This is a genomic window from Methanothermobacter tenebrarum, from assembly GCF_023167465.1.
Lineage (GTDB): Archaea > Methanobacteriota > Methanobacteria > Methanobacteriales > DSM-23052 > Methanothermobacter_A > Methanothermobacter_A tenebrarum.
Window position 1 is genome coordinate 248,199 of sequence record NZ_AP025698.1, and the last position, 22,572, is coordinate 270,770.

The window sequence follows — 22,572 nt, forward strand, 5'->3', positions numbered from 1 at the left end:
CCCTTCTACATTCCCTTCAAGCTCATATCAAGCATTCTCTTCGTCTCCTCGGCAAGCTCAGGCGGCAAACCTTTTATATCCATGCTAAGGAAACCCCTAACTATCATGGACGCCGCCTCCTCCTCTGTCAAACCCCTAGATGTTAAATATAATATTTCTTCTTCGGCGATTTTCCCAACAGCCGCCTCATGGGACATTTCAAGGTCTGTTGCACTGCCCACAAGTTCAGGGACCGCATATATCATAGAATCATCAGATAATACGAGACCATGACATTCCAGGTGCCCTTTAACCTCCGGGACTCTCCCAGCTAGATGACCCCTTGAATATATCTCTGATTTATCCTTTGAAACAGCCCTGGATACTATCTCCGCACTTGCACCTTTACCCTCAAGGATGACCCTAGAACCCATATCAAGTATGGATTCTTTCCTACCCCCAAGAATTGACTGGAAAACAACCCTAGAATTCTTACCCGTACAATATGCTGTTGGATATGATTGTATACTTTTAACAGGACTCGTGAGAATATAATTGTTTATGAAGGTTGCGTTATCCCCCACCAGTATACCTGTCCTAGGTCTTACCTCTACCTGCTCCGCCCAATTATGGATCATTGTATATGTGACCTTGGCACCCTCTTTTATATAGAATTCTGTTATTCCCAGGTGTAATGCTGAGCTCACATCTTCTCCCGTGGCGCAGCCAGTTATTATATGGAGTTCAGAATTTTCCTCTGCGATTATGATATTATGGAGTGTTTGCATAACTCTTTCGTCGCCTATGAACATGCAAGCTTGTAGAGGGAATATCTCTTTTGAGTTTGGTTTGGATCTTATGAAGTATCCTCCTATGTTCCCCTCAGATTCTCTTAGGGCTGTGTGTGCAGTGTATTTGTCGGTGTCTGGGGCCACAACCTTCCACATGTAATCTTTAAGCCAATTGTATTTTTCTAGCGCGACATTTAAGCCCATTATCTCAACGGCCTTTGAAGCTTGGCTTGAGTATATCCCTGTTTGGTCTAATTGGATGAATGTTCCTGCCCTTTCTTTTTCTGTGGGGTCGACGCCGACCTTGAGTAGGGTGTCTCTCATCTTCTTCGGCACTTCTGTCGCCTTGTTGATCCTTTCATGTTCTCCTGCTTCTTCCCTTATGAACTTTTCAAGGTCTATGTCATAACCGTATGGTGATTTTTTCTCCTTTGCCTTTTCAGCCTTTTTTATTGTGTCTGGAAACATTTAACACACCCTTGGAATCCTTCTGTCCTTATATCCTCTAATATCTCCTTTGGGTTTCCTGTGCAAGCTATCCTCCCATCTAGGAGGACGTGGGCTATGTCGGCTCTTACAAAGTTCAGTATATAGCCGAGGTGTGTGATGAGGAGACCTGCCCTTTGTCTCTGTCCTGGTTTTTTATCCTTTTCTAGTAATCTGTTGATCTCCTCTGCGAGTAGTTCAACGTTTTCGATGTCAACTCCACTGTCTGGTTCGTCGAACATTATGAAGTCTGGTTTCTGGGCTAGTAATTGTAGTATTTCCGACCTTTTAACTTCACCACCTGAGAAGCCCATGTTAACATCTCTTTCAAGGAATCTTTCATCAAATTTCAGTTTCTTAGCTATCTTCATGATCTCGGGGTTTAGTTCTTCTTCGACTTTTTGTCCATTTTCTATTTTGAGGAGGTCGACTAGTTTAACGCCACGGATTGGCGGGGGGTTCTGGAAGCTCACACCTATACCCATCCTGACCCTTTCTGTTGTGGACAGGTCTGTGATGTCTTCTCCCTTGAATATTATCTCACCCCTCTTAACCTTATACTTGGGGAAGCCGAGTATTGTCATGAAAAGTGTGCTCTTACCGGACCCGTTGGGTCCTAGGAGGACATGGGTCTCTCCTTTATCTATGTAGAGGTCTATGTCCTTGAGGACTTCCTTCCCCTCCACTTCAACTGCTAAGTCTGTGATTTCAAGGAGCATGTTAAAACACCACCATGGTACTTATTTTGGGCTCTATAATATTTATATTATACTGGGGAGTGTATCCTCTAGGAGTTTAAGGGCTTTTTCCACTCCGGATTGTTGTCTTTTCATTATCTCAGTGGCTGGGGAGGATCTGAGATCCGCATAAACATCCGAAGATCCTATAGCCTCTATCTCATCACTTATAACGGCTATCCCACCCCTGCCAACACCAGCTGTTGTCCCTATACCAACATCAGCCCCTGTAATATCCTTTATGGCCATGGCCATCTTCTTGGCCATTTTTTTATCTGCAGTTTCGTCATAGACTTTTATATCATCAATTACTTCGGTTGGTGGTAGTGGTTCGAATTTGAGGATCTTCTTGATCCCTGAGATGGTTGGGATGAATAGGCCTGCTATAAGTGATAGCTTATAATTTTTGGGGTTGATGGTCCATTTATAGGATAAGGGGTAGCCTTGGGAGAATGCGTGTATTTCCCTGGCTATTTTCCCGTGGGTGAAACATTCTGCGGTGGCTATCCTGATCAGTCCACTCACCCCATGTGGAGGATCTTTAATATATGGGATGTTATGGCCTTTGCTATTTCATCTAATACGTATCCTGTTATGGGTTCCCAGTCCCTTATAAGTTTACCAGTCCCTATGAGTGTATGATCTTTTATTCCCTTATCCTTTAGGAATTTGGTTATTGGATTGTCCTTGGCCTGGGATATGTCCTCTGTTATTACCTTTTCTCCCCCGATTCCCGCAACCCCCATTGTACTGATGGTTGCGGCCCCTATCCGATGTGCATGTTTTATAATGGATGCTGTGATTGGGAGTGTGTCGCCACCTGCAATGGAAATACAGATGATGTCACCATCTATCAGGTGTAGGTTATCGTCTGAAATGTATACTGGGATCCCCACCACTTTCCTAGTGGATAGTCCGGTGGCTAATCTTTCAAGGAATTTAACCTTGTATTCACCTACCCTAGCCCCTTTTAACCTGAATATTAGATCATCGGCTGTTATTCGCTGCCCATCAATAGCCTTTATCAGTTCAGGGCCTCCACGGTGGGTTTCCATCAAATTTAGGGCTACTCTAAGGCCCAGCCTCCCAAGGCCGACTATTGTAACTTTACCATGGGAGGTTTTACCCTTTTCCAGTTCTTTTATGGATTCCATTTTATGGTCTTCCATGGTGTTTTGGTATCGATTATCTTAATTTCAACTCCCAGGTGTGATAGGAGTTCGCCTAACTTGTATAGGCCTGGTAGTTCTGTTGTATGGTGTCCTGCGTCTATGAGGGTTAGGCCTAGGTTTTTTGCTAGTATAGCACCCTCTTGGGTGAGGTCGCCTGAGAGGTAAACTTTAACATTCTTTTCGTGGACTTTTTTTATCATCCTAGGATTTAAACCGAAACCTGATACTATTGCTATCTCATCGATCTTGAGGTTTCTTTTAAAATTAACGATCCTGGTCTCTTCTGGTTTGAGTTTTTTGTGGATTTCTTCAATGAGGGTTTCGAGTCTGGTGTCTGTTTTGCAGATCCTCCCTAGGCCATCTGATATTGTGTCTACGACTTTTAGTCCTAGTTTGTTGGCGAGGGCGTCGCAGGCTCCTCCTTTGATGATGTCCCAGTTTGAGTGTATGACATATGTTGGTATTGGTGGTTCTAGTTGTGTTGGGTGGTGTAGTATGAGGAGGTCATAGTCTTTGTAGGGTATCTGGTCTGTGGTGATGTAGTCCATTAGGAGTAGGATCCTTTCTACGTTAATGTCATTGGTTGGTGTTATTAGTCCGATTTTGTCGCCTTTTATGGCGAGTTGTGGTGGTATTTTCTCTTCTATAAGTTTTATGAGTTTTGTTAATCTCATATTTCTTTTATGTGGGATTTTATCATTCTAAGGTTTTCTTTTATTGGCAGGTCGCAGTCTATTCTTTTAAGGGATGATGCGATTATCGCATTTTCCTTGAGAGATTCTATAAACTTTTCGCAGTCTTTTTCCTTGAATAGGATTCTTTCATAGAATCTTAGCTGTGATGAGGCGTAGAGTACACCATCCATTTTCAGGATTTTGTTGAGGCTTCTTCTAAGCACTTCTATGGTTAGGGTCATTGTCCCTGATGTTTTCGTATTTAAGCCGCTGGTATATAGTATGCCCTTTAGTGGGACTTTGACGGCTTGTATCCTTTTTTTAGTTTCGTCATGGTTTTTTATTATGGGGTCGCTGGCATCTGAAATTGGACTTTCAACTATGAATGCCCTTGTTTTGATTTTTAGTTCTTCTGGTTTGATGCCTCCGATGCCGCTTGTATCCACTATAAGATCCCAGGAGCCTCTGATGGTCTTTGGGTTTTTGAATGTTACATGTGGGTCGGTTAAACATTTAAGGTGGGGGTGTTTGTCGACTATTGTGACATTGTATTCTTTGAGTCTTTTTGCTATCATGGCACCTGTAAGATAGGCGCCTATTATGAGGGTGTTTTCTGGTTTGATTTTTTTATGGGCCAGCCAATCTAATAGAGCGTGTGTTTTGATCTGGCCTATGGTTTCTATGATATCCTGGATGGTATGCTCTGAAAAGTAGCTTTTTACTGTGCTTGTTATACCAGTTTCTGTTTTCATAGTCCTAGCCTTTGGAGGGCTGTTTTCAATTCTTCTTCTACTGCTTCTTGTAGGCTTTTTCCGTGGATGATGTGTGGGGGTGATATGGCTGCTGAGAGTATCCTCCCCTTGTGGTCCATTATTACTAGCATTGAACCGGAGCCTGGGACGCCTAGGCGGCCCCTTGCTATTATGAGGTCTGAGTCTGTTGTATCTACTGCCATGAGGGCTTTGGTTATGGTTGGCATTCTTGTCAGGTCGGCGGCGTTGGTGTTGATTTTTAGTCCTTTTGCCTTGGGGAGTCCGAATTTTTTGAGGGTCCTGTTTATACTTTCTAGTTTTTTCCCGTCCCAGTTTGGGACGGTTATCTTCTTTGCTGAGAGGATGTATTCTCTTATCTTTTCGGATTCTGTCTTTTTGTCCCCTTTTCTTTTCCCTTCTGTTGATTCGTTGTATGCTTTTTTTATGTGTTTTTCTAGCATCTTTTATCACCATGGGATGGGGGAGGCTAGTTTTTCAGTTTTTATCTCGGCTTTTAGGCCTGTGCTTTTTATGGTTTTGAGTATTTTTTTCAGGTTCCCGACTTGTGGTGATCCGACGCCTTTAACGTCTAGGGGATAGTCGTCGGGTATTACGGTTGCTATGTTGTCTGCGCCTGCTATGAGGGAGAATTTCACATTCTCGGGGCCTATGGTTGGTGCGGGGACTGTTATCCTCAGGTGGGGGTAGAGTATTCTTGTTATTGCTATGGTTTTCATTTGGTCGTCTAGTGGACATGGTGGATGTTTTTCCATGGGGGTGCCCTTGTATGGGTTGAATCCCATTATGGGGATCTCCCCGAGGCTTTTAAATCTTTTGAGGAATCTGAGGTGTTTGATTCTGTCCTTGTATGTTTCTCCGATTCCTATTAATAGTCCTGATGAGAGTTCTATGCCTTCTTCTGATATGAGCTCGCATACTTTTATGCGTTGTTGTAGTGTTTCTCCTGGTTTGAGGTGGTGGAAGAGTTTTCTGTTTATTGTTTCGAGGTTGCAGCATATGGTGTCGGTCCCGTATTTTGCCAGTTTTTGTATGTTTTCTCTTTTAAGGTCTGATCCCACGTTTATGAGCAATTCTAGGCTAGTATTTTCTTTGATTATCCTGGCTGCTCTTATTGCGTGTCTTCCGTTGTATCCGTGGGCGCTTGAGCAACTGACCCGTGGGATCCCCGCTTTTTCTATCTTTTTGGCTGCTTTTAATATTTCATCATCTTTTTTGGAGAATCCGTGGTAGTATCCTTGGGGTGATGTGCCAGCGGCGAATCCACAATATTTGCACTTTGGGGTGATTTTGCATTTGTTAGTCACATGAATAGTTGATGTAAGCTTTATAGGGCCTCTATTTTCTTCTCTAAGTTGGCTTGCGATGTTCATCAACCTGTTAAAGCATCTTCTGTCATCTATTTTGAATAGTTGGATTATTTCATCGTCTTTTAATCCTTGCATGTTTTCTGCTTTTTTCAGGATCTCTTCTATCAATTTAACACCCTAGTTTGGGGGATTAGAATTAGCAGATATTATTATAATTATAGGTGATTTAAATATTTTCTGGGGGAAAAAATAATAAAATGTGGGGGGGTTATTTTTTCCTTTTTTCAAGGACTTCGAATGTTGATGGGAGTATTTCTGAGAGGGCGCCGAAGTTCATGGAGTCTGCTGTTCCAAGGAGTGTGCCGGGGTCTAGATGATCCTCTATCTTGTCTATTCCAACCTTCTCCATTAGGTTGGTTAATTGTTCGAGGGCTTCTTTGGCCATCATCTGGGCGAATCCTGCTGGCGCGCCAAGGTTTTTGGTCACGGCATCTCTATAGGTGAGTATGCCTGCATATGTTACTGCGGTGAGTGCGGAGCACATGTCACATACTGGACCTAGGAGTTCTGCTGGTAATTTGTAGGCTTTGCTTCTTGCTTTTTCGCCTAATTCTAGGAGGGTGTTTATTGCTTCATCTGAGGCGTATCCTTCTGCTATGTAGACTTGTCCTTTCATTTCGGGTACTGCGCCTGGATGGTATGATGATATATTGAGGGTTTCTGGTGATGTGGCGAGGTCTCCGTGTCTTTCTGCGAATATTTCATAGAATTTGGTTGTGGGTATTGTGCAAGCGTGTGTTACAATTGCACCTTTTTTTAGGTCTTCTATGAATTTTTCTATAATGCTTGGTTGGATGTCCCCCTTTGGCAGCCAAGTCATAACCCAGTCTGCGTCGGTTACTGTTCCCCTGTCATCTGTTGTAACCTCTAATCCCAGTTCCTCTGGGTGTACGAAGTGTATCGCACCTTCTGGTGGTTTTGGAATGTCCTTGGCGACCTCATTCACCTTTTCTCTGACTTTTGGCATTATCTTTTCCGGGTCTTCCTTGTGGGCTTCTATAACCTCCTCATAGTCGAAATCGTCTATTATTGTGAACTGTTTATCGAATACTGGGTCTGATACTATGATATCATCTATGCCTGCTAGTTCTTTTAGTTCTGCCGCCATTGTTATCGTTGAGTGTGTCATGGCTATCTCTGGTTTGCCCACTTCCTCCGCGACTTCGCAAGCCCTTGCAAAGTTTGTTATGCCAGTTGCGGCATGCGTCCTATAACAACCAGCGCCTAATATCGCAACCTTCATACCATCACCTCTTGTATTACTATTTAACAAAATAGTACTAATACTCTTATTATAAATAAGCTTTTCGATCATAATCGATCCAAAAGTCATGCCAAAAATTTAATCATATAATATAAAAAAATTATTAAAAAGGAGTAACTAGAGGCCAAAATTATAGATAAGGATGATGAAAATATGAAAAACCAAAAGACCCCAACATAATCATATCAATTAGAGAGTGATGTAATGGAAGACCTTATCAAAGAAGCCATCCACAACCCAAACGCGGCCTGGGAGCTTGCAAAAACAGACAAAGACCCCATAAGAGTAGTTGACACCATCTCGGAACTTTCAATGGAAGAGGCCATTAAACTAGGACACAATTTTAAACGATTCCCCATCGGATGCGACTTAACCGAAATCCTGGTAGGTACCTGCGCCTCAGACCTTGAAGAAATAGACTTCCTAGGCAATTGCATACTAGCTGATATGATAGGAGCATCTATACATGCCTGTGCATACGCATTCTCAGACATGGCAGAATCCTATGGCATGAAAGGCGTGGAACTAATGCGCAAAGTCCGAAAAATAACAGAAGTCCCAATCGACTTAGACCACTTCGGCGAAAATGGGCCCATGAGATTCCCAGAGGATATAACACATTGCATCGGCCAATGTTACATGGAAGGACCCCCATTCAAGGGTTGTCCCCGCAACAGGATACACTCCAGACTATTGGACAAAGAAAAGGAGACCCTCCCTGAAAGGGATGAATGGATTAAACTTTCAACATCAGTTGCCATCAACTTAACCTCCGCACAGGGCGCGGAATCCCACGCAGCCCCAATAAAGGAAGCTAAAAAAGTCGCGAAATTAGCAAGAGAACATAAAAGGGGCTTGGAGGCCATAATGTTCATCGGAGACGGATATGACGACCTTATCACAGCCTTTGAAACCGCACTTGAAATCGGCGTGGATGTTTTCGTACTTGAAGGAGGCCCATTCAACCTCGCTAAGGATCGTCTCGGGGCATTCGCGAGGGCGGTTGCCATGGCAAGGATCCTTGCACCTGGTAAGATCGTGGCAACCAACGGAGCCTACGAAGACGAATGCAGAGCAGGTCTCAGAGCAGGGTTAAACGCTATAATAACCGGATTCCCACGGAATCATCACGGTTACATGTGCGGTTATTCACCGGGCACGGCCCGAAGAGGAAACTTCGGACTCCCGAGGATAATCAAAATAATAAAAGATGAAGTCCCAGGGGGGCTTACAAGAGCCCCCATCCAAAAGAGCGAATTAGAGGCTCTCGCATTGGCTGTTAAAGTCGCTGGTGAGGACAATGTTTACCCTGAGAGTATAGGTTATACTCCTGTAGGTGACGCCCACTGGGCGTGCCTACCACACACACCATTATATAGGAGGGTTAAAATCCAGAAAACCGTGAATGATATTAAAAGAATGGCCTCAGAGGGCCTGCTAGGGGATAAGATCGCGATTTTGGGTGCAAGGTTCCTGTCATGGGTTATAAGCAAAGAACTAGTAGATTATGCTGATGAGATTATAATAAGCGACACTGACAATTGGGTGGAAAATGTGACAGTCGATAATCTAAGATCCCAACTAAAGGTTGACATACATGGTGCAAATGGTGATGATAAAAAAGCATACGAGTATGCGGATACTACAATAATATCATCAACAATACCCTCAATTGTCAATAGGCTCTCCAGAGACTTCAAGGATGCTATAAGTTTCATTTAGCGTGTATTAAAAATATGGGGATTATTAATCCAGTATATAAAGTTTTCGAAATTGATTCATAAGTAATCTTTATACCTATTCTTTTTCAACCAATATACCAAGTACAATTTGTACAATAAAATAAGAGCAAGGAGGAGACTCTATGGCTGAGGAGGATATAAAGATCGTTATGTTCTGTTGCAACTGGTGTTCCTATGGTGGGGCTGACACAGCAGGAACCGCAAGAATGCAATATCCACCAAACGTCCGCGTAATCAGAGTTATGTGCTCTGGGAGAGTTGAACCACAATTCATACTCAAAGCATTCAGAGAAGGCGCTGACGGTGTCGTAGTAGCCGGCTGCCACTTCGGAGACTGCCACTATGACGCAGGAAACTACAAGATGGCCAGGAGAATGGAACTAGTCTACAGACTCGTAGAAGAACTTGGAATAGGCAAAGAAAGACTATACCATGATTACATATCGGCTTCAGAAGGTGAAAAATTCGCCGAAACGGTAAAGATGATGGTTGACAGGATAAAAGCCCTTGGACCATCACCCGTGAAAGAACAGCTAGCAGCTGAAGCCTAAACCATGGAGGAGGGAGAATATAATGGCTGAAAAGGCGCAGATAGGGACGATGTGGCTTGGAGGATGCTCCGGATGCCACTTGTCAATAGTAGACTTCCACGAGAAAATATTAGATTTATTAGAATTGGCAGAAATTAAATTCAGCCCAGTCCTAATGGACATTAAATATGATGAAATCCCAGAAAAACTCGACGTCGTCATAATAGAAGGCGGGGTAGTGAACGACGAAAACAGAGAATTCGCTGAAATACTAAGAGAAAGAGCCGACTTCGTCATATCATATGGTACATGCGCAGCCTACGGGGGAATACCAGGCCTCAGAAACCTCTGGCCAAAAGAAGAAGTCATAGAAGAAGCATACATAAACTCAATAACTACACCAAACCCAGACAAGGTAATACCATCAGAGGACGTGCCACACCTCGAAGACAGGGTAAGACCACTCTCAGATGTAATAGACGTAGACCTCGTCGTGCCAGGATGCCCACCAAAATCAGATGTCGTAGCAGAGGCCGTCATAGCACTACTCAAAGGAGAAGAAGTTGAACTACCAAACACAAACTTATGTGAGGTATGCCCAAGGGAAAAACCACCAGAAGGCCTTGCAATGGACTTCATAAAGAGGCAATTCGAGGTTGGGAAACCGGAAGAAGACCTCTGCCTCATACCACAAGGCATAGTATGCATGGGCCCAGCAACAATATCAGTCTGTGGTGCACAATGTCCAAGCAACGGAGTACACTGCAGAGGATGCTACGGGCCAACAACACGTGTAATAGACCAGGGAGCTAAAATGATAAGTGCAATAGCATCAGACTTCGGAGTTGAAAGAGATAAAAAGGTAGACCCTGAGGAGGTCGCACAACAATTAGATGATATCGTCGGAACATTCTACACCTACACGCTCCCAGCCGCCCTTATACCAATGAAAATCCAAAAGGAGGGGAAATAAATGGTTAAGGTTACAATGGAACCTGTAACACGTATTGAAGGTCACGCAAAGATTACAGTGCACCTTGACGAGGCAGGTAATGTTGAAGATACAAGATTACATGTTATGGAATTCCGCGGATTCGAAAAATTCCTACAAGGAAGACCCATAGAAGAAGCACCACGTATAGTCCCCAGGATCTGTGGTATATGTGACGTGCAACACCACCTAGCCAGTGCAAAGGCAGTAGACGCATGCTTCGGATTCGAACCAGAGGACATACCAGAGGCAGCATACAAGATGAGGGAGATAATGAACTGGGGCTCATACATACACTCACATGCACTACACTTCTACTTCCTAGCAGCCCCAGACTTCATAGCAGGAAAAGACAGGGCAACAAGAAACGTTTTCCAGATAGTGAAGGATTCACCAGACATAGCACTCAAGGCAATAGAACTCCGTAAAAACGCCCTAGACCTTGTAACAGCTACTGGTGCAAGGCCAATACACCCAACAACATTCACACCAGGTGGTATAACAACAGAACTCGACGATGAAACACAAAAGGACCTGCTAGAGAAGGCTAAAAGGAACGTTGAACTGGCAGAGGAGACCCTAGAACTTGCAATACCAATATTTGAAGAGAATATCGACCTTGTAAACTCACTAGGCGTTATTGAAACATACCACACAGGCCTTGTGAAGGATGGTGTGTGGGATGTCTATGACGGTATAGTAAGGATCAAAGACAAGGAAGGTAACCTCTTCAGAGAATTCAAACCAGCAGATTACGCTGATACAATGGCAGAGCACGTGAAACCATACTCATGGCTCAAATTCCCATACATAAAAGATCTAGGCTACCCAGAGGGTGTATATAGGGTTGCTCCACTTTCAAGATTAAACGTCGCAGATAAAATGCCAGACGCCGCGCCAAAAGCCCAAGAATACTTCAAAGAATTCAGGGACCAGTTCGGATATGCGCAACAGACACTATTATTCCACTGGGCAAGGCTCATAGAAGTACTAGCATGTGCCGAATGTGCAGTTGAAGCCCTAGAAGGCGATCTATCAGGAGAAAAAATCCCAGGAGAACTTGAAAGACAGGAGGGTGATGGTGTAGGTATAGTGGAAGCACCAAGGGGAACATTAACACACCACTACACATGTGACGAGAACGGACTGATCACAAGGGCCAATATTATCGTCGCCACAATCCAGAACAACCCCGCCATGGAAATGGGCATACAGAAGGTTGCAGAAGACTATATAAAACCGGGCGTCGAGTTAGATGATAAAATCTTCAACCTAATGGAGATGGTCATCAGAGCATATGACCCATGCTTATCATGTGCAACCCACACAATTGACAGTCAAATGAGGCTCGCCACCCTAGAAATCTATGACAGCGAAAATAACCTAGTGAAGAAATTCTAAAACCCCCAACAAGGTGGTAGGGATGATAATAGTAAATAAAGAGGACTGTATACGTTGCGGGGCGTGTGAAGGGGCATGTCCCAGTGAAGCCATTGAAGTCACACCAGAGGATGTAATCTACTGTGACCTTTGTGATGGCGAGCCTAAATGTGTTGAAGTCTGTCCAAACCAAGCATTGAGTGTTGGGGATATCACAATCGAAGATGACGGAGAAGTTACACAGACTAGGATAATCTATAACCCTAATAAGTGCCAACAGTGCGGGGACTGCGTTGAGATCTGCCCCCCTCAGATACTTAAACTAGAGGAAGGTAAGGTCCAGAAGGTCCCATTAAAGGGCTTCTGTGTCATGTGCCAGAAGTGTGTGGATATCTGCCCAGTCGGTGTTATCGGAATCGAAGGCGTTAAAGAACCAGAGAAAGTTGAACTAGAGATAACTGAACCCATATTCATCACTGATTGTGTAGGTTGTGGAACTTGCGTCGATGAATGTCCAGTGGAGGCAATAACCCTCGAAGAGATAGGGGGTACAATTGAAATCGACGAAGACCTCTGCATCAAATGTGGTGTATGCTCCCAGACATGCCCATGGAATGCGGTTTACATCTCCGCTAGAAAACCTGAAAAGAGAACCAGGGATATCAAAAAATTTGAAGTTGACGAGGAAACATGCATAGGCTGCAACACTTGCGTTGAAGCTTGCCCAGGCGACTTCATAGAAGCGAAATCCTCCAGTTTAACCGTTAAATTACCAGAGATTTGCACGGCTTGTGGATTATGCAGGGAATTATGTCCAGTGGATGCCATAACATTAGATGTTGAATTCGGACCAGCGAAACCCACAACAGAGGAAGGCGTAGTATGGGATGAGGAAAAATGCAGGTTAGACGGTGCCTGCGCCAAGAAGTGCCCCAATGAGGCTATAAGGGTCGTTACAGAGAATGGCTTCCAAATTCCCGGGAAGATAAAGGTGGACGAGGAACCATCATATAACATGTGCACACGATGTGGTGCATGTACAGTGGTCTGCCCAAATGGAGCATTAACACTCTCTGAAATAGACAAGGAGATCAACGGTGAGATCGTTAAAAGGAATAGGATACAGTACAATCCAATTAAATGTCAGCAATGTGGCACATGTATAGAGGCGTGCCCATATGACATGCTTAAACTCACAGAGGAAAAAGTGCCACTTAAGGGCTTTTGCATACTCTGTGATCAGTGTATAGATGTCTGTCCAAACAATGCACTATCCCTAAAATAATATCCCCCCCAATTCTCCTTTTTTTATGGGAATCATCACCTGTGATAGTTGCTTTTTATGTGGGTGCCCCTGTTTTTGAATACTTCACCTTCTTCCATTATCAGTTTCCCTCGGAGTATTGTCATCACTGGTTCTCCAATATATTCCATGCCATCGAATGGGGTGTAATGCGCTTTACTATAGAATTCATCGGCTTTTATTTTACCAGTTCTTTTAGGGTCTATGATGACGAAATCTGCGTCCATCCCAGTTTCTATCCGACCTTTATTTTTTAGTCCGAATATACTCGCCGGTTTCTCTGAGAGCATCTTTTGGATCCTGGCTAGTTTGAGTCGTTTTTTCGCGTTTAATGTGAGAAGTAGTTTTAGGGTCACTTCCAGGTTGGGGATCCCTGGTGGGGCTTCCCAGATGTTCGCCTTTTTTTCTTGTAGTGTGTGTGGCGCGTGATCAGTTGCTATTATATCGATCATTTTAAGGTCCTTGATGGTTATGGCCTCTTTCCCGGGTCTGAGTGGGGGGTTGGTCTTTGCGATGGCTCCCCATTTTTTTAAATCTTCTGATGTGAGTAGTAGGTGGTGTGGTGTTATTTCACATGTTACAGGGGCCTTGATGGACTTTATAAGTTCTAGGGTTTTCTTTGAGCTTATATGGCATATGTGGATTGGATGATTATAGTGGTGGGAGAATGTTATTGCATTTGTTGTTGCAAGTTCTTCGGCTATAGTCGGTCTTGCGATGGAGTAGATTTCTGGTCTGCTTTCATCTTTTAATTGGTTTGTGCAGTATTCTATTATTTGGGGGTCTTCACAGTGGAATGTTATGGGGATATTGGATCCTTTTAGGGTCTGGAATATCCTGGATATTTTATGGTTTTCTATTTCTTCTGTGAATATTTTGAATGATGCGGGGTTTAGTTGTGTTATTTTTTTTATTTCTTTTAATTTTTTTATGCCTGCGTGTAATCCGAAGTCTATTATACTCTTTTTTGACGCTATCTTAATCTTTTTTTTAAATTCTCTTGCTGTGTTTGTTTCCGGTTTTGTGTTTGGCATGTCAAGTATTGTTGTGAAGCCTCCGTGGGCGGCTGCCATGGAACCTGTCCTGAAATCCTCTTTGTACTCGTAGCCTGGTTCGCGAAAATGTACGTGCGCGTCTATGAGCCCTGGTAATATTATATTACCCTTTATTTTTATTGTCTTATCAGCTTTTAGGGGTGATTTGCTTATCCTGGCTATTTCACCATCCTCGATGCCAATATTAACTATATCATGGTTTATCCTGCAATTTTCAAGTGCTAAGTCTAACATCAATAAAGGATATCCTCTAGGAGTTCTTATATTTTATCTTATGAAGGTTGACTATTCATTCATAGAAAAGATTATCAGGGAAGATTCTCAGCTTATAGTAGCTGATGCTGAACAGACTCCATTGTATGGGGGTTCATTATCTGATAGGCCTATTATAGCTGATTTCACAGAATATTCTCCGTTACATAGGGGCCATAGGCATTGTATGTTCCAGTCGAAAAAGAGGATACCTGATGGTCTGTTCGTGGCGGTTATCCCAGGGCCCTTGGAGCGGAGTGGAAGGGGTTTGCCTTATATAATGACGAGAAGAGCCCGTGCAAAGGCTGCTATAATGGTGGGGGCTGATGTTGCAGTGGAGGGACCCCCAATGGGTGTTATGGGTTCTGGACAATATTCTCTTTGTCTTGCGAAGATGTTCAAGGCTCTTGATGCTGATTATATCCCGAGGGGTTATAAGCCGATGGTGGGTTTCCAGGAGATCCTGGATAGGATAAACAGGGGGCATAGGGTGGTTCCACGCCCTTATAGGATAGTTGACCTTGAAACTGGCGAGACAATATTGGAGGGTAAACTTGAAGAGGATAACTATGTCATCTTATCACTCTCAAGGGCCCTTGGGAAGATAGGATTCGATTTTAAGGGCAAGTTCATCTTCGTAGAACGCCTAGAGGGTATAAGCGGAACCCGGATCAGGGAGGCCGCGTCGAAGGGTCGGCTCGAGGATGTGGTGGACATGTTACCCCCTGAAACCCTCAGGGTTCTCAAGGATGAGATCAGCCAAGGCAGAGCACCATTACATGAAACCCGCCTCGAGGATAGGATAATAGAAAATGCAAACCGTCTAGGACGTGATGAACTCCTAGACCTTAATCTTTTGGATGAAAAAACAGTCAATGCTATCATAGAAAATAGACCATTCAATAGTATAGGGGAGATCCTAGCCTGTATCCCGAGGGGTTTTAGTAGACATTATAAAAATCGTATATTATCTGTGCTAGAGGCAAAAGTTCATAAGGGGCTGATCTCTAAATATATAGAAAATTATCCCTCCACCATCAGGATATTAGATTATAAGGATGAAGAGGTTTTAAAGGAGTTTAAAGATAGAATACCACATAGGAGGCTAGAGATATGGCAGTGAAAAAGGGAGATTTTATAAGATTAGAATTCACAGGACGAGTCAAGGAGACCGGTGAGGTCTTCGACACCACTATAGAAGATGTTGCCAAGGAGACCGGTCTTAAGATCAAAAAGGTCTTCGGGCCGGTTCCCGTGATTGTTGGGGGAGGCCATCTTATCAAGGGATTGGATGAGGCAATTCTTGGCATGGATGAAGGAGAGGAAAAGCATGTTGAACTTCAACCCGAGGAAGCTTTTGGTAAAAGGGATCCTAACCTCGTAAGGCTTATACCGATGATTGAATTTAAAAGGCAGGGTATTAAGCCGAGGGTTGGGATGAGCATAACCTTGGAGGGTCATGAGGGCAGGATCCAGAGTATAGATGGTGGTCGTGTCCGTGTAGATTTTAACCATGAGCTCGCAGGTAAAACACTTGAATATGATGTTAAGGTTAAGGAGATAATCAGGGATGACGCGGAGAAGGTTAAGAGCATGATACAATTATATTATCCATTGGATAAGATCAACCTTGATAAGATCCAGGTTGAAATCGATGATGGTACAGTTAAAATTTACATGGATGAGCTGAGCCGTTTCGATAACAGACCATACATGGATGTGACCCTTTCAAGGTTCAGGATTGCCAGGGACATCTGGGAGAACATGGACGTTGAAAAGGTAGAATTTGTTGACGTGTTCACAAAAAAGGAAAAAGAGGATTAGAATTCAAGTTTTAGTGTGACGATCTCGAATGGGTTCATGTGGACTTTAATGGATTCACCATCCAAGATGATCTCTTTTTCGAATTCTTCATCTTTTTCTTCTAGCATGTTAACGGCTTCAACATTTTTAGGTTTTTTGAAGAATCTTAGACATGCTCTTGTATTTTTTCCAGTGGCCTCATAGAATCTTAGTATTATATGGTTTTCTTCTTCCGATCTTTTAAGTGCTGTGAGTATGATATTGTCTGGTCTGATCCCCAGGAATGATTCTCTATTCTTATATGCTCTTTTATCCGCTGATTGTAAGCCTATTAGTCCATAGTTGAATTCGTATCCCATCTTGTAGACTTTTGATTTCCTCCAGTCGCCCTTGTAGGGGTATATTGAGTATTTGAATGTGTATTTTTTGAATTCCTTGGCATCTGGTACTGGTATTATGGGCCCTGCTTTACCATCGGTTGATAGTAGGTCCACTGATCTTAATAGTGTTAGGTAGATGTTGCCGTCTCTTATTTCATGTTCTGGGTTGCCTTGGTTTAGGAGTGCGATGCCTTTTCCGTTTTCTTCATAGGCTATCCATCGGAGTGATGGGGACACCCCTGAGGGTTTTTCCTTCCAATCGTCTGCTGCGAAGTAGTATTGGCCTGTTTTCCTCTTGATGGCCCCGAATTGTGTTTCGGAGTTGTATGTGGGGTTGGTGAAGGGTGTTTCGAAGATTACTCGTATTCTTGTCCTGGGGTGCTTGTTTTCTAATTTTATTTCGAAGTCTATCCGTGGAATGTCCCTGTAGACTGTTATCCTTTTGGTGCAGGTTAGGAATTTGTGCCGCCAGATCTTGGGTTTCCATTTTTTTGTTAGGCGGTAGGGCCATCTAAGGGAATAATAGTTAACTTTGACTTCTATTACTTTTCTAAGATCTGACCCTCCTATGCGGATGTCTTTGACCCTGAAGGCCCCGTATTTTATCCCCTTGCTTGATTCTCTTTTCAGGGCTTCTTTTAATCCTTCTCTGTGATTGTATAGGTCTCCTATTTCCTCTTCGAGTATTATTTCATTGCCTTTGAGGATTTCTTCCCCGTCCATTTTAATTTTGATCAGCCCGTTCTTTGGGGAATATGATAATTCGAAGAATCTGTTCCTGATGGTATTATCAAGGACTTCTATGGTATCTTTTTGTGTTTTTTTCCTGTTTTCGAGGATCTTATATGTCCTGTAACCGAGTGGGGGTGTATCTGCTATGAAACCTATCTTGGCGGACTTTATCGACCCGTCGGCGTGTCTGGTCTCTTTTATTATTTCGATGTCTATTTCTTCCCATTCACTTTTTAGGCCGCTTATATTTTTTATTGTATTCTCTTCGAATTTTAAGTCGACTTCAACCCAATTTTTGGAATCCCAGTTGAGGGGGTTATAGACTATTATATCCTTTTCTTGGCTTCCCTGGACTGTGATAGCCTCTAGAACTTTGGGTGTGAGTGTGGTGAGTTGTTGTTTGAGGAATTTTATATTTTGTTTAACTTCTTCGTATACTTCATCGACTCCCGTGCCGGGGGCTACGTCGTGGAATGCTAAGAATAGGAGTTTTTTCCAGCATTCATAGAGTTCTTCTGGATAGTGATTGTCTATGAGGGATTTTATGGTTGAGAATCTTTCGAAGGTGTTTAACCAGTTTTCATATTTTCTTAGGCTTTTTTTTATCCAGATCCTTGTTGATGCCACATCTGGGAATACTTCTGAATATTTTCCACTGTACATTTCACCTTTTCTGGTTGGGAGGTTCTTGGCGGATTTTTCCAGGTTTTTGAAGAAATCTTTGGATGTTGATATTATCATCTTGGATTTTTTGTGTGTTTTGTTCCATTTTTTGACGACTTCTTCTGTGTTGGCTTGTGGCATTGTAACTCCGCTGCCTGATGGCATTAGTATGTGGTTGGTGGCTGCGAGTTCTTTTAATATTTTGAAGTTTTCTTCGAGTTTTTTGAAGTTTAGGCCTGCTCTGTAGCCTAGTGGCATGAAGTGTGTTAGTATTTTTGTTTTGTCGAGTGCTTCCCAGAGGAATTCTGATGGTTTGTTCTTTGGGGAGCCCCTTCTAAAGGCTAGGTATTTGTAGCCACATTTTCGGTATATTTGTGGGAGTTGGGCGTTTAATCCGAAGCTGTCGGCTTGCCACATGACTTCGACGTTTAGGTTGAATTTTTCTTTGAGGTATTTTTTGCCTATGAGTATTTCTCGTATTAGTGTTTCTTCTTGGGGTAGCGTGGTGTCTGCCATTAGGTATTCGCCGTCTGCTATTTCTATCCTTTCTTCTTTGATGTATTCTTTTATTTTATTGAATAATTCTGGGTATCTTCTCTCGATTTCTTCGAGGAGGTATGTTTGTTCTATGAGGAATTTGTAGTCTTTGGATTTTTCCATGAGTTTTATCACGGCTTTGAGGATCATGTCAATATTTATATAGAAGTAGTCTTCTTTTGTGAAAACCCATATTGCATCATAGTGTGTGTGTGGGATGAGGTGTATAATGCATTTTCTCATTTTATTCCACCTTTGAGGACGAATTTTTTTATGGCTTCCGCCCATCCTTTGGGTCCGGCGCCCTTTGCATGGTAGAGGTTTTTCACGTCTAATTCGGCCCATTTGCCATTGTATCCTTTTACTAGTATTGGAGTGTCCACGGCTTTTAGGAGTGGTTTGTCGGTGTATGAGTCGCCTAGGCCTATTGTTTTGATCTTTTCATGTTCTTCCTTGTAGAATCTTGTGAGGATTTTGATGGCTTTACCTTTATCGGCTCCTTTGCCAAAGACGTGGATGAACCTGCCCCCTATTTCGACGTTGAATTTTCTTTTCAGTTTTTCCAATCCTCTATTGTCGTATTCTATGATTGTTTCGCTGAATTCTCTGTCCTTGGCGAGTTTGGCCTCATGGATGCTTAGGCCTGTTACCTGGGCGATTTCTTCGGGTGTCATGTCCTGGTAGCCTATTATCTTATATCCTTTTTTTTGCAGGTTTTGGATTTCTTTGATTATATTTTCAAGTTTTGTGCCTAGGATGATAACCTCGTAGTCGTTTATTGGTTGGCCTTTTGTTTCTTTGAAGTATCCTCTGGGGATGTAGATTGCTGATCCATCCTCTACAATGAATGGATGGTATATTCCCATTTCTTCCCTTATTTTCTCCTGTTCTCTCCGAGTTTTAGCCGAACAAAAAATGATGGGTATTTTCACCTCTTTCAGTTCTCTGAGGACTTCTTTGGCTTCCCTGTAGGAGTATTCCTTGTCTAATAGGGTGTTGTCCAGGTCTGTGAAGATGATATACAATGGGGGTTCACCTCAATTCCATGAAAATATCAGACTCTCTCTTTACGGAATTTATAAAACCTTTGGCTTTAATATCCTTGATTGGGGGTATTATAATATTCTTGGGTGGTTTATCATCCTCTAGGATGTTTCTGGCCTTTAATTCTTTTATTATTTTTTCTTGTATGCTTCTGGTGGATAGTCTACTATGGTAGATGGTGGATAATGAACTGAGTATCATATCATTGATGTGGTCTTCGCCCTTGTTTTCATGCACATGTGAACTTAGAGTTTCTATCTGAAATACTTCAATCCCCTCCTTGACATCCAGGTCACCTGCGGATTCTAGCATGTGGATCAACTGGTAGGGTTCAAATGAATAACCAGCTGCATATGATAATCTTTCGGCCAGTTTCATGCTCATAGCATGCTCTCCGGCATTCCCAGTCTTTATAATACTGGTTTCATATCCTAATCGGCTGCTTAGAAGCAAATTCAAGTACTTGTTCGTGATCCTTGATACACGACCCCACTTTTCAAGGCGTAATTTATCACCTACAGCCTTTGGTTTATACCTCCACAATAGTCTGACCATTGAATAGGGGGTTTTTGACATTGCAATTCCAATGGCAAAATCGAGAACATATTCATAGATTGATGTTGGCATGTAATTGTCGGCGTCAACAAAGCCGACATATTTTCTTCCAAGGCATTTATTTATTATAAGTCCGAGGATCAACCCCTCCCCTTTACCATCCCTTACCAGTCCGTTGTCAAGTATATTTGTATATCCAATATCATTTAGTGCGTGGCCGATAGTAGGATCTTTCTGATGTGCGAAGATTATAGGGGCTCCTGTCATCCTATGAAAATCTTCTATAACCTTCATTTCTTTTTCGCATTTTTCCCTGTCACTATCCGAGATTACTATTATATTACAATCAGCGGGTATTGAACGGATCACACTATCAAATAATATTGTATTCTCATTTTTGATAGGTACTATAATAGAGAAATCTTTGAGGATATGATTGAGACTCTCCTTTGGAAAGTTAAGGGCGGATAAGCTTGGAATCTTGGATTCTAATCTGATTATACTCTGTGGATAATATACTTTGATGGGGCCTATGTTTTCAACGTTTTTAGGCGCCTCGACAAGCATGGTAACATCTCCTTTCTAAATATTATTGTTAGGGGGATGGTATAAAATTTTTCCCAAAAAAATGAGGATTTAGATAGGTCTACGAGTGTGTCCCCCCTTTGGTTGGGGCGAGTATTAGAAAAATATTATGTGAAAAGGGTGTAATTTTTAGTGTGTGGGGGGCTGATTAGAGTTGAAAGACCACATGGTGATGGGATCAGGAGGGTGAGTTTTTAGCATGGGTATGGGGGTGGGTATGAGAGAATTTTAGGAGGTTTCATGGCCAGGTTACTATTGAGGGGATTTCAACTTTTTCTATCCGGTTTTTTATTAGTTCTGGCCAGTTTTCGGCTTCGAAGCCTTTCTGTGCGAGGAATCCGAAAACCCATCTTGTGAGGCCTATGCCCGTGCATCCTGTCCATATTTTTTCTCCGTGGGCTTCTTTTATTGAGAATCCTTCTATGAAGTGTGTTCCATGCACGTTAGCTGATATGACTGCGACGCCTTTTTCTTCTCTGGGTAGTGTTATTCTCATTTCATATTTTGGTATGTCTGGGAATTCTATGCCTCTTTCTTCGATTTTTCGCCCTTCTAGGTAGAATGGGTCGTCTCCGATTTCGGTGTACCATTCGAGTTCGAGTTCATCTGATAGTTTCTGTGAGAGTTTGACGGTTTGGTCTCTTATTTTTTCGGTCTGTTCTGGTGTTCCGAGCCAGACTAGTTCTATTCGTTGGAATTCGTGGACTCTGTCGAGTCCTTTAGCGCCTCCGGCTTCCCATCGGTAGGTCCATCCGCTGCGATCGTAGAATTTTATTGGTAGACTTTTTTTGTCTACTATTTCATGTGCTAGGAACTGGTAGAATGGTTCGCATTGGGCTGGTGCGATAACATATCCAGGGTCCTTGATGCCCTTTTTAAGAAGGTCTATTGGTATCTCTTTTTTTATTAGGAGTCCTTTTTTGAATTTTTCGAAGGTTTCGGGGTCTCTGCGCGGGGCGTTACAATAGTACATGCCTTCTGGCAGTCCTTCGAGGTATCTCATTTTTTGCATTATGGGTAGTGGTATGAGTTTTGGGAATAGGCATTCTTGGAATTTTAGCGGTTTTATGATTTTTTGGATTACAAGTTCTTCGAGGGTCCTGTGGAGGGCTGTGATTGGTGGTGTGTAGAACCATTGTCCTCTCCCTGGGAATTTTTTAACCCATCCACGTTTCATAGCCTCCTCTGTGGGGTCTCCGGTGAATAGTGGCTTGTAGGGTCTGCTTTTTGCTATTATCTCACCGGGTTTTGCCTTTGTAACCTTCACTGTTAGGTCTTCTTCAAATTCTAGGAGGTTTTGGACTTGTTTAACTACACGGTCGACTACATGTCTTCTAAGTTCTTTTTCATCTAATGGTTTGAAATGGATTTTTAGGGTGTTTTCTTCGATTTCTAGCGTGTCTACGAAGGGTAATTCTCTGATTTCATCTAATTTTTCCCCGGGGACGTCTTGGGGTATTGTTGTGGTGAAGGTATAATCGTCCACGACCATTTTACGGATCCCGATATGATATTCTGGTCCTAGTAATTGTGTTAATGGTTTTTTGAGTCTTAGGAGTCCGTCATGGGCCCTCACCCTCCTACCTGATACTATTTTCAGTTGGATTTCTTTGTCTTTGATCTCCCATTGGGTTATCTTTGAAGCCTCTTTCTCATCCTTTGAACCCCTCAATAGCAGGTCTTTGTTGGCTTTTTCTATGAACTCTTTTATCTTTTCTGTTGCGGGTGATGCGTTTTTGTTGAGGATTATTCTCCCTTTGAGTTTAAATTTCATCTA

21 protein-coding genes are annotated in these 22,572 nt (G+C 42.7%); 7 read left to right on the forward strand and 14 right to left on the reverse strand.

Annotation, left to right across the window (positions count from 1 at the left end; all coding sequences use genetic code 11):
* Positions 1 to 5: 5 nt before the first annotated feature.
* The 9 genes from MTTB_RS01435 to hmd all read right to left on the reverse strand — a co-directional run bounded on the left by MTTB_RS01435 (position 6) and on the right by hmd (position 7,222).
* On the reverse strand, positions 6 to 1,238 hold the full coding sequence (locus tag MTTB_RS01435; protein ID WP_248564753.1) for a SufB/SufD family protein: 1,233 nt from the start codon (positions 1,236 to 1,238) through the stop codon (positions 6 to 8).
* On the reverse strand, positions 1,220 to 1,975 hold the full coding sequence (sufC, locus tag MTTB_RS01440; RefSeq protein WP_248564754.1) for a Fe-S cluster assembly ATPase SufC: 756 nt from the start codon (positions 1,973 to 1,975) through the stop codon (positions 1,220 to 1,222). Before sufC ends, MTTB_RS01435 begins: the two co-directional genes overlap by 19 nt.
* A 42-nt stretch (positions 1,976 to 2,017) precedes the next feature.
* On the reverse strand, positions 2,018 to 2,518 hold the full coding sequence (locus MTTB_RS01445; protein WP_248564755.1) for a UPF0254 family protein: 501 nt from the start codon (positions 2,516 to 2,518) through the stop codon (positions 2,018 to 2,020).
* Positions 2,515 to 3,147, reverse strand: coding sequence for a hypothetical protein (locus tag MTTB_RS01450; protein WP_248564756.1), 633 nt, complete (start codon positions 3,145 to 3,147; stop codon positions 2,515 to 2,517). Before MTTB_RS01450 ends, MTTB_RS01445 begins: the two co-directional genes overlap by 4 nt.
* On the reverse strand, positions 3,135 to 3,839 hold the full coding sequence (locus MTTB_RS01455; RefSeq protein WP_248564757.1) for a Nif3-like dinuclear metal center hexameric protein: 705 nt from the start codon (positions 3,837 to 3,839) through the stop codon (positions 3,135 to 3,137). The genes MTTB_RS01450 and MTTB_RS01455 overlap by 13 nt, the downstream gene beginning before the upstream one ends.
* A complete protein-coding gene (locus MTTB_RS01460; protein WP_248564758.1) occupies positions 3,836 to 4,591 on the reverse strand; it encodes an SAM-dependent methyltransferase HcgC family protein in 756 nt (251 codons plus the stop codon). The genes MTTB_RS01455 and MTTB_RS01460 overlap by 4 nt, the downstream gene beginning before the upstream one ends.
* Entirely contained in the window at positions 4,588 to 5,052 is a 465-nt protein-coding gene (locus MTTB_RS01465; RefSeq protein WP_248564759.1) for a DUF3236 domain-containing protein, read from the reverse strand. Before MTTB_RS01465 ends, MTTB_RS01460 begins: the two co-directional genes overlap by 4 nt.
* A 6-nt stretch (positions 5,053 to 5,058) precedes the next feature.
* The gene (hmdB, locus tag MTTB_RS01470; RefSeq protein ID WP_248564760.1) at positions 5,059 to 6,087 is read right to left on the reverse strand and encodes a 5,10-methenyltetrahydromethanopterin hydrogenase cofactor biosynthesis protein HmdB; all 1,029 of its coding nucleotides are present in this window, start codon (positions 6,085 to 6,087) and stop codon (positions 5,059 to 5,061) included.
* Positions 6,088 to 6,187: 100 nt separating this feature from the next.
* A complete protein-coding gene (hmd, locus tag MTTB_RS01475; protein ID WP_248564761.1) occupies positions 6,188 to 7,222 on the reverse strand; it encodes a 5,10-methenyltetrahydromethanopterin hydrogenase in 1,035 nt (344 codons plus the stop codon).
* Between the two features lie 225 nt (positions 7,223 to 7,447).
* On the opposite strand from hmd, the gene hmdC reads away from it, so the two are divergent.
* The 5 genes from hmdC (at position 7,448) to MTTB_RS01500 (ending at position 13,171) form a co-directional block, all read left to right on the forward strand.
* Positions 7,448 to 8,965 carry a 5,10-methenyltetrahydromethanopterin hydrogenase cofactor biosynthesis protein HmdC gene (hmdC, locus tag MTTB_RS01480; protein WP_248564762.1) on the forward strand — a complete coding sequence of 506 codons (1,518 nt, stop codon included), beginning with the start codon at positions 7,448 to 7,450 and terminating at the stop codon, positions 8,963 to 8,965.
* Between the two features lie 142 nt (positions 8,966 to 9,107).
* Positions 9,108 to 9,536, forward strand: coding sequence for a hydrogenase iron-sulfur subunit (locus MTTB_RS01485; protein WP_248564763.1), 429 nt, complete (start codon positions 9,108 to 9,110; stop codon positions 9,534 to 9,536).
* A gap of 22 nt (positions 9,537 to 9,558) precedes the next feature.
* Complete coding sequence (gene mvhG, locus MTTB_RS01490) at positions 9,559 to 10,488, forward strand: NADH-quinone oxidoreductase subunit B family protein (protein ID WP_248564764.1); 930 nt, start codon at positions 9,559 to 9,561, stop codon at positions 10,486 to 10,488.
* Entirely contained in the window at positions 10,489 to 11,907 is a 1,419-nt protein-coding gene (gene mvhA / locus MTTB_RS01495) for a Ni/Fe hydrogenase subunit alpha (RefSeq protein ID WP_248564765.1), read from the forward strand.
* Between the two features lie 22 nt (positions 11,908 to 11,929).
* Positions 11,930 to 13,171: a 4Fe-4S binding protein gene (locus MTTB_RS01500; protein ID WP_248564766.1), complete on the forward strand. Its 1,242-nt coding sequence runs from the start codon at positions 11,930 to 11,932 to the stop codon at positions 13,169 to 13,171.
* A gap of 35 nt (positions 13,172 to 13,206) precedes the next feature.
* On the opposite strand, the gene pyrC is transcribed toward MTTB_RS01500, so the two are convergent.
* A complete protein-coding gene (pyrC, locus tag MTTB_RS01505) occupies positions 13,207 to 14,478 on the reverse strand; it encodes a dihydroorotase (RefSeq protein ID WP_248564767.1) in 1,272 nt (423 codons plus the stop codon).
* A gap of 40 nt (positions 14,479 to 14,518) precedes the next feature.
* On the opposite strand from pyrC, the gene MTTB_RS01510 reads away from it, so the two are divergent.
* Together MTTB_RS01510 and MTTB_RS01515 are read left to right on the forward strand one after the other, a co-directional pair.
* Complete coding sequence (locus tag MTTB_RS01510) at positions 14,519 to 15,619, forward strand: nucleotidyltransferase family protein (protein ID WP_248564768.1); 1,101 nt, start codon at positions 14,519 to 14,521, stop codon at positions 15,617 to 15,619.
* On the forward strand, positions 15,610 to 16,320 hold the full coding sequence (locus MTTB_RS01515) for a peptidylprolyl isomerase (RefSeq protein ID WP_248564769.1): 711 nt from the start codon (positions 15,610 to 15,612) through the stop codon (positions 16,318 to 16,320). Before MTTB_RS01510 ends, MTTB_RS01515 begins: the two co-directional genes overlap by 10 nt.
* Here MTTB_RS01515 and MTTB_RS01520 read toward each other — a convergent pair.
* The 4 genes from MTTB_RS01520 to serS form a co-directional block, all read right to left on the reverse strand.
* The gene (locus MTTB_RS01520) at positions 16,317 to 18,854 is read right to left on the reverse strand and encodes an alpha-mannosidase (RefSeq protein ID WP_248564770.1); all 2,538 of its coding nucleotides are present in this window, start codon (positions 18,852 to 18,854) and stop codon (positions 16,317 to 16,319) included. The genes MTTB_RS01515 and MTTB_RS01520 overlap by 4 nt on opposite strands.
* The gene (mpgP, locus tag MTTB_RS01525; protein ID WP_248564771.1) at positions 18,851 to 19,636 is read right to left on the reverse strand and encodes a mannosyl-3-phosphoglycerate phosphatase; all 786 of its coding nucleotides are present in this window, start codon (positions 19,634 to 19,636) and stop codon (positions 18,851 to 18,853) included. Before mpgP ends, MTTB_RS01520 begins: the two co-directional genes overlap by 4 nt.
* A gap of 7 nt (positions 19,637 to 19,643) precedes the next feature.
* Positions 19,644 to 20,777, reverse strand: coding sequence for a mannosyl-3-phosphoglycerate synthase (gene mpgS, locus MTTB_RS01530; RefSeq protein WP_248564772.1), 1,134 nt, complete (start codon positions 20,775 to 20,777; stop codon positions 19,644 to 19,646).
* A gap of 256 nt (positions 20,778 to 21,033) precedes the next feature.
* The gene (gene serS, locus MTTB_RS01535) at positions 21,034 to 22,569 is read right to left on the reverse strand and encodes a serine--tRNA ligase (protein WP_248564773.1); all 1,536 of its coding nucleotides are present in this window, start codon (positions 22,567 to 22,569) and stop codon (positions 21,034 to 21,036) included.
* Between the last annotated feature and the right edge of the window lie 3 nt (positions 22,570 to 22,572).

Excerpts from the sequence above, each read along its gene's own strand:
- MTTB_RS01435 (WP_248564753.1), bottom strand. The coding sequence starts at position 1,238 with ATGTTTCCAGACACAATAAAAAAGGCTGAAAAGGCAAAGGAGAAAAAA.
- sufC (WP_248564754.1), bottom strand. The coding sequence starts at position 1,975 with ATGCTCCTTGAAATCACAGACTTAGCAGTTGAAGTGGAGGGGAAGGAA.
- MTTB_RS01450 (WP_248564756.1), bottom strand. The coding sequence starts at position 3,147 with ATGGAATCCATAAAAGAACTGGAAAAGGGTAAAACCTCCCATGGTAAA.
- MTTB_RS01455 (WP_248564757.1), bottom strand. The coding sequence starts at position 3,839 with ATGAGATTAACAAAACTCATAAAACTTATAGAAGAGAAAATACCACCA.
- MTTB_RS01460 (WP_248564758.1), bottom strand. The coding sequence starts at position 4,591 with ATGAAAACAGAAACTGGTATAACAAGCACAGTAAAAAGCTACTTTTCA.
- MTTB_RS01465 (WP_248564759.1), bottom strand. The coding sequence starts at position 5,052 with ATGCTAGAAAAACACATAAAAAAAGCATACAACGAATCAACAGAAGGG.
- hmd (WP_248564761.1), bottom strand. The coding sequence starts at position 7,222 with ATGAAGGTTGCGATATTAGGCGCTGGTTGTTATAGGACGCATGCCGCA.
- hmdC (WP_248564762.1), top strand. The coding sequence starts at position 7,448 with ATGGAAGACCTTATCAAAGAAGCCATCCACAACCCAAACGCGGCCTGG.
- MTTB_RS01485 (WP_248564763.1), top strand. The coding sequence starts at position 9,108 with ATGGCTGAGGAGGATATAAAGATCGTTATGTTCTGTTGCAACTGGTGT.
- mvhG (WP_248564764.1), top strand. The coding sequence starts at position 9,559 with ATGGCTGAAAAGGCGCAGATAGGGACGATGTGGCTTGGAGGATGCTCC.
- mvhA (WP_248564765.1), top strand. The coding sequence starts at position 10,489 with ATGGTTAAGGTTACAATGGAACCTGTAACACGTATTGAAGGTCACGCA.
- MTTB_RS01500 (WP_248564766.1), top strand. The coding sequence starts at position 11,930 with ATGATAATAGTAAATAAAGAGGACTGTATACGTTGCGGGGCGTGTGAA.
- pyrC (WP_248564767.1), bottom strand. The coding sequence starts at position 14,478 with ATGTTAGACTTAGCACTTGAAAATTGCAGGATAAACCATGATATAGTT.
- MTTB_RS01510 (WP_248564768.1), top strand. The coding sequence starts at position 14,519 with ATGAAGGTTGACTATTCATTCATAGAAAAGATTATCAGGGAAGATTCT.
- MTTB_RS01515 (WP_248564769.1), top strand. The coding sequence starts at position 15,610 with ATGGCAGTGAAAAAGGGAGATTTTATAAGATTAGAATTCACAGGACGA.
- MTTB_RS01520 (WP_248564770.1), bottom strand. The coding sequence starts at position 18,854 with ATGAGAAAATGCATTATACACCTCATCCCACACACACACTATGATGCA.
- mpgS (WP_248564772.1), bottom strand. The coding sequence starts at position 20,777 with ATGCTTGTCGAGGCGCCTAAAAACGTTGAAAACATAGGCCCCATCAAA.
- serS (WP_248564773.1), bottom strand. The coding sequence starts at position 22,569 with ATGAAATTTAAACTCAAAGGGAGAATAATCCTCAACAAAAACGCATCA.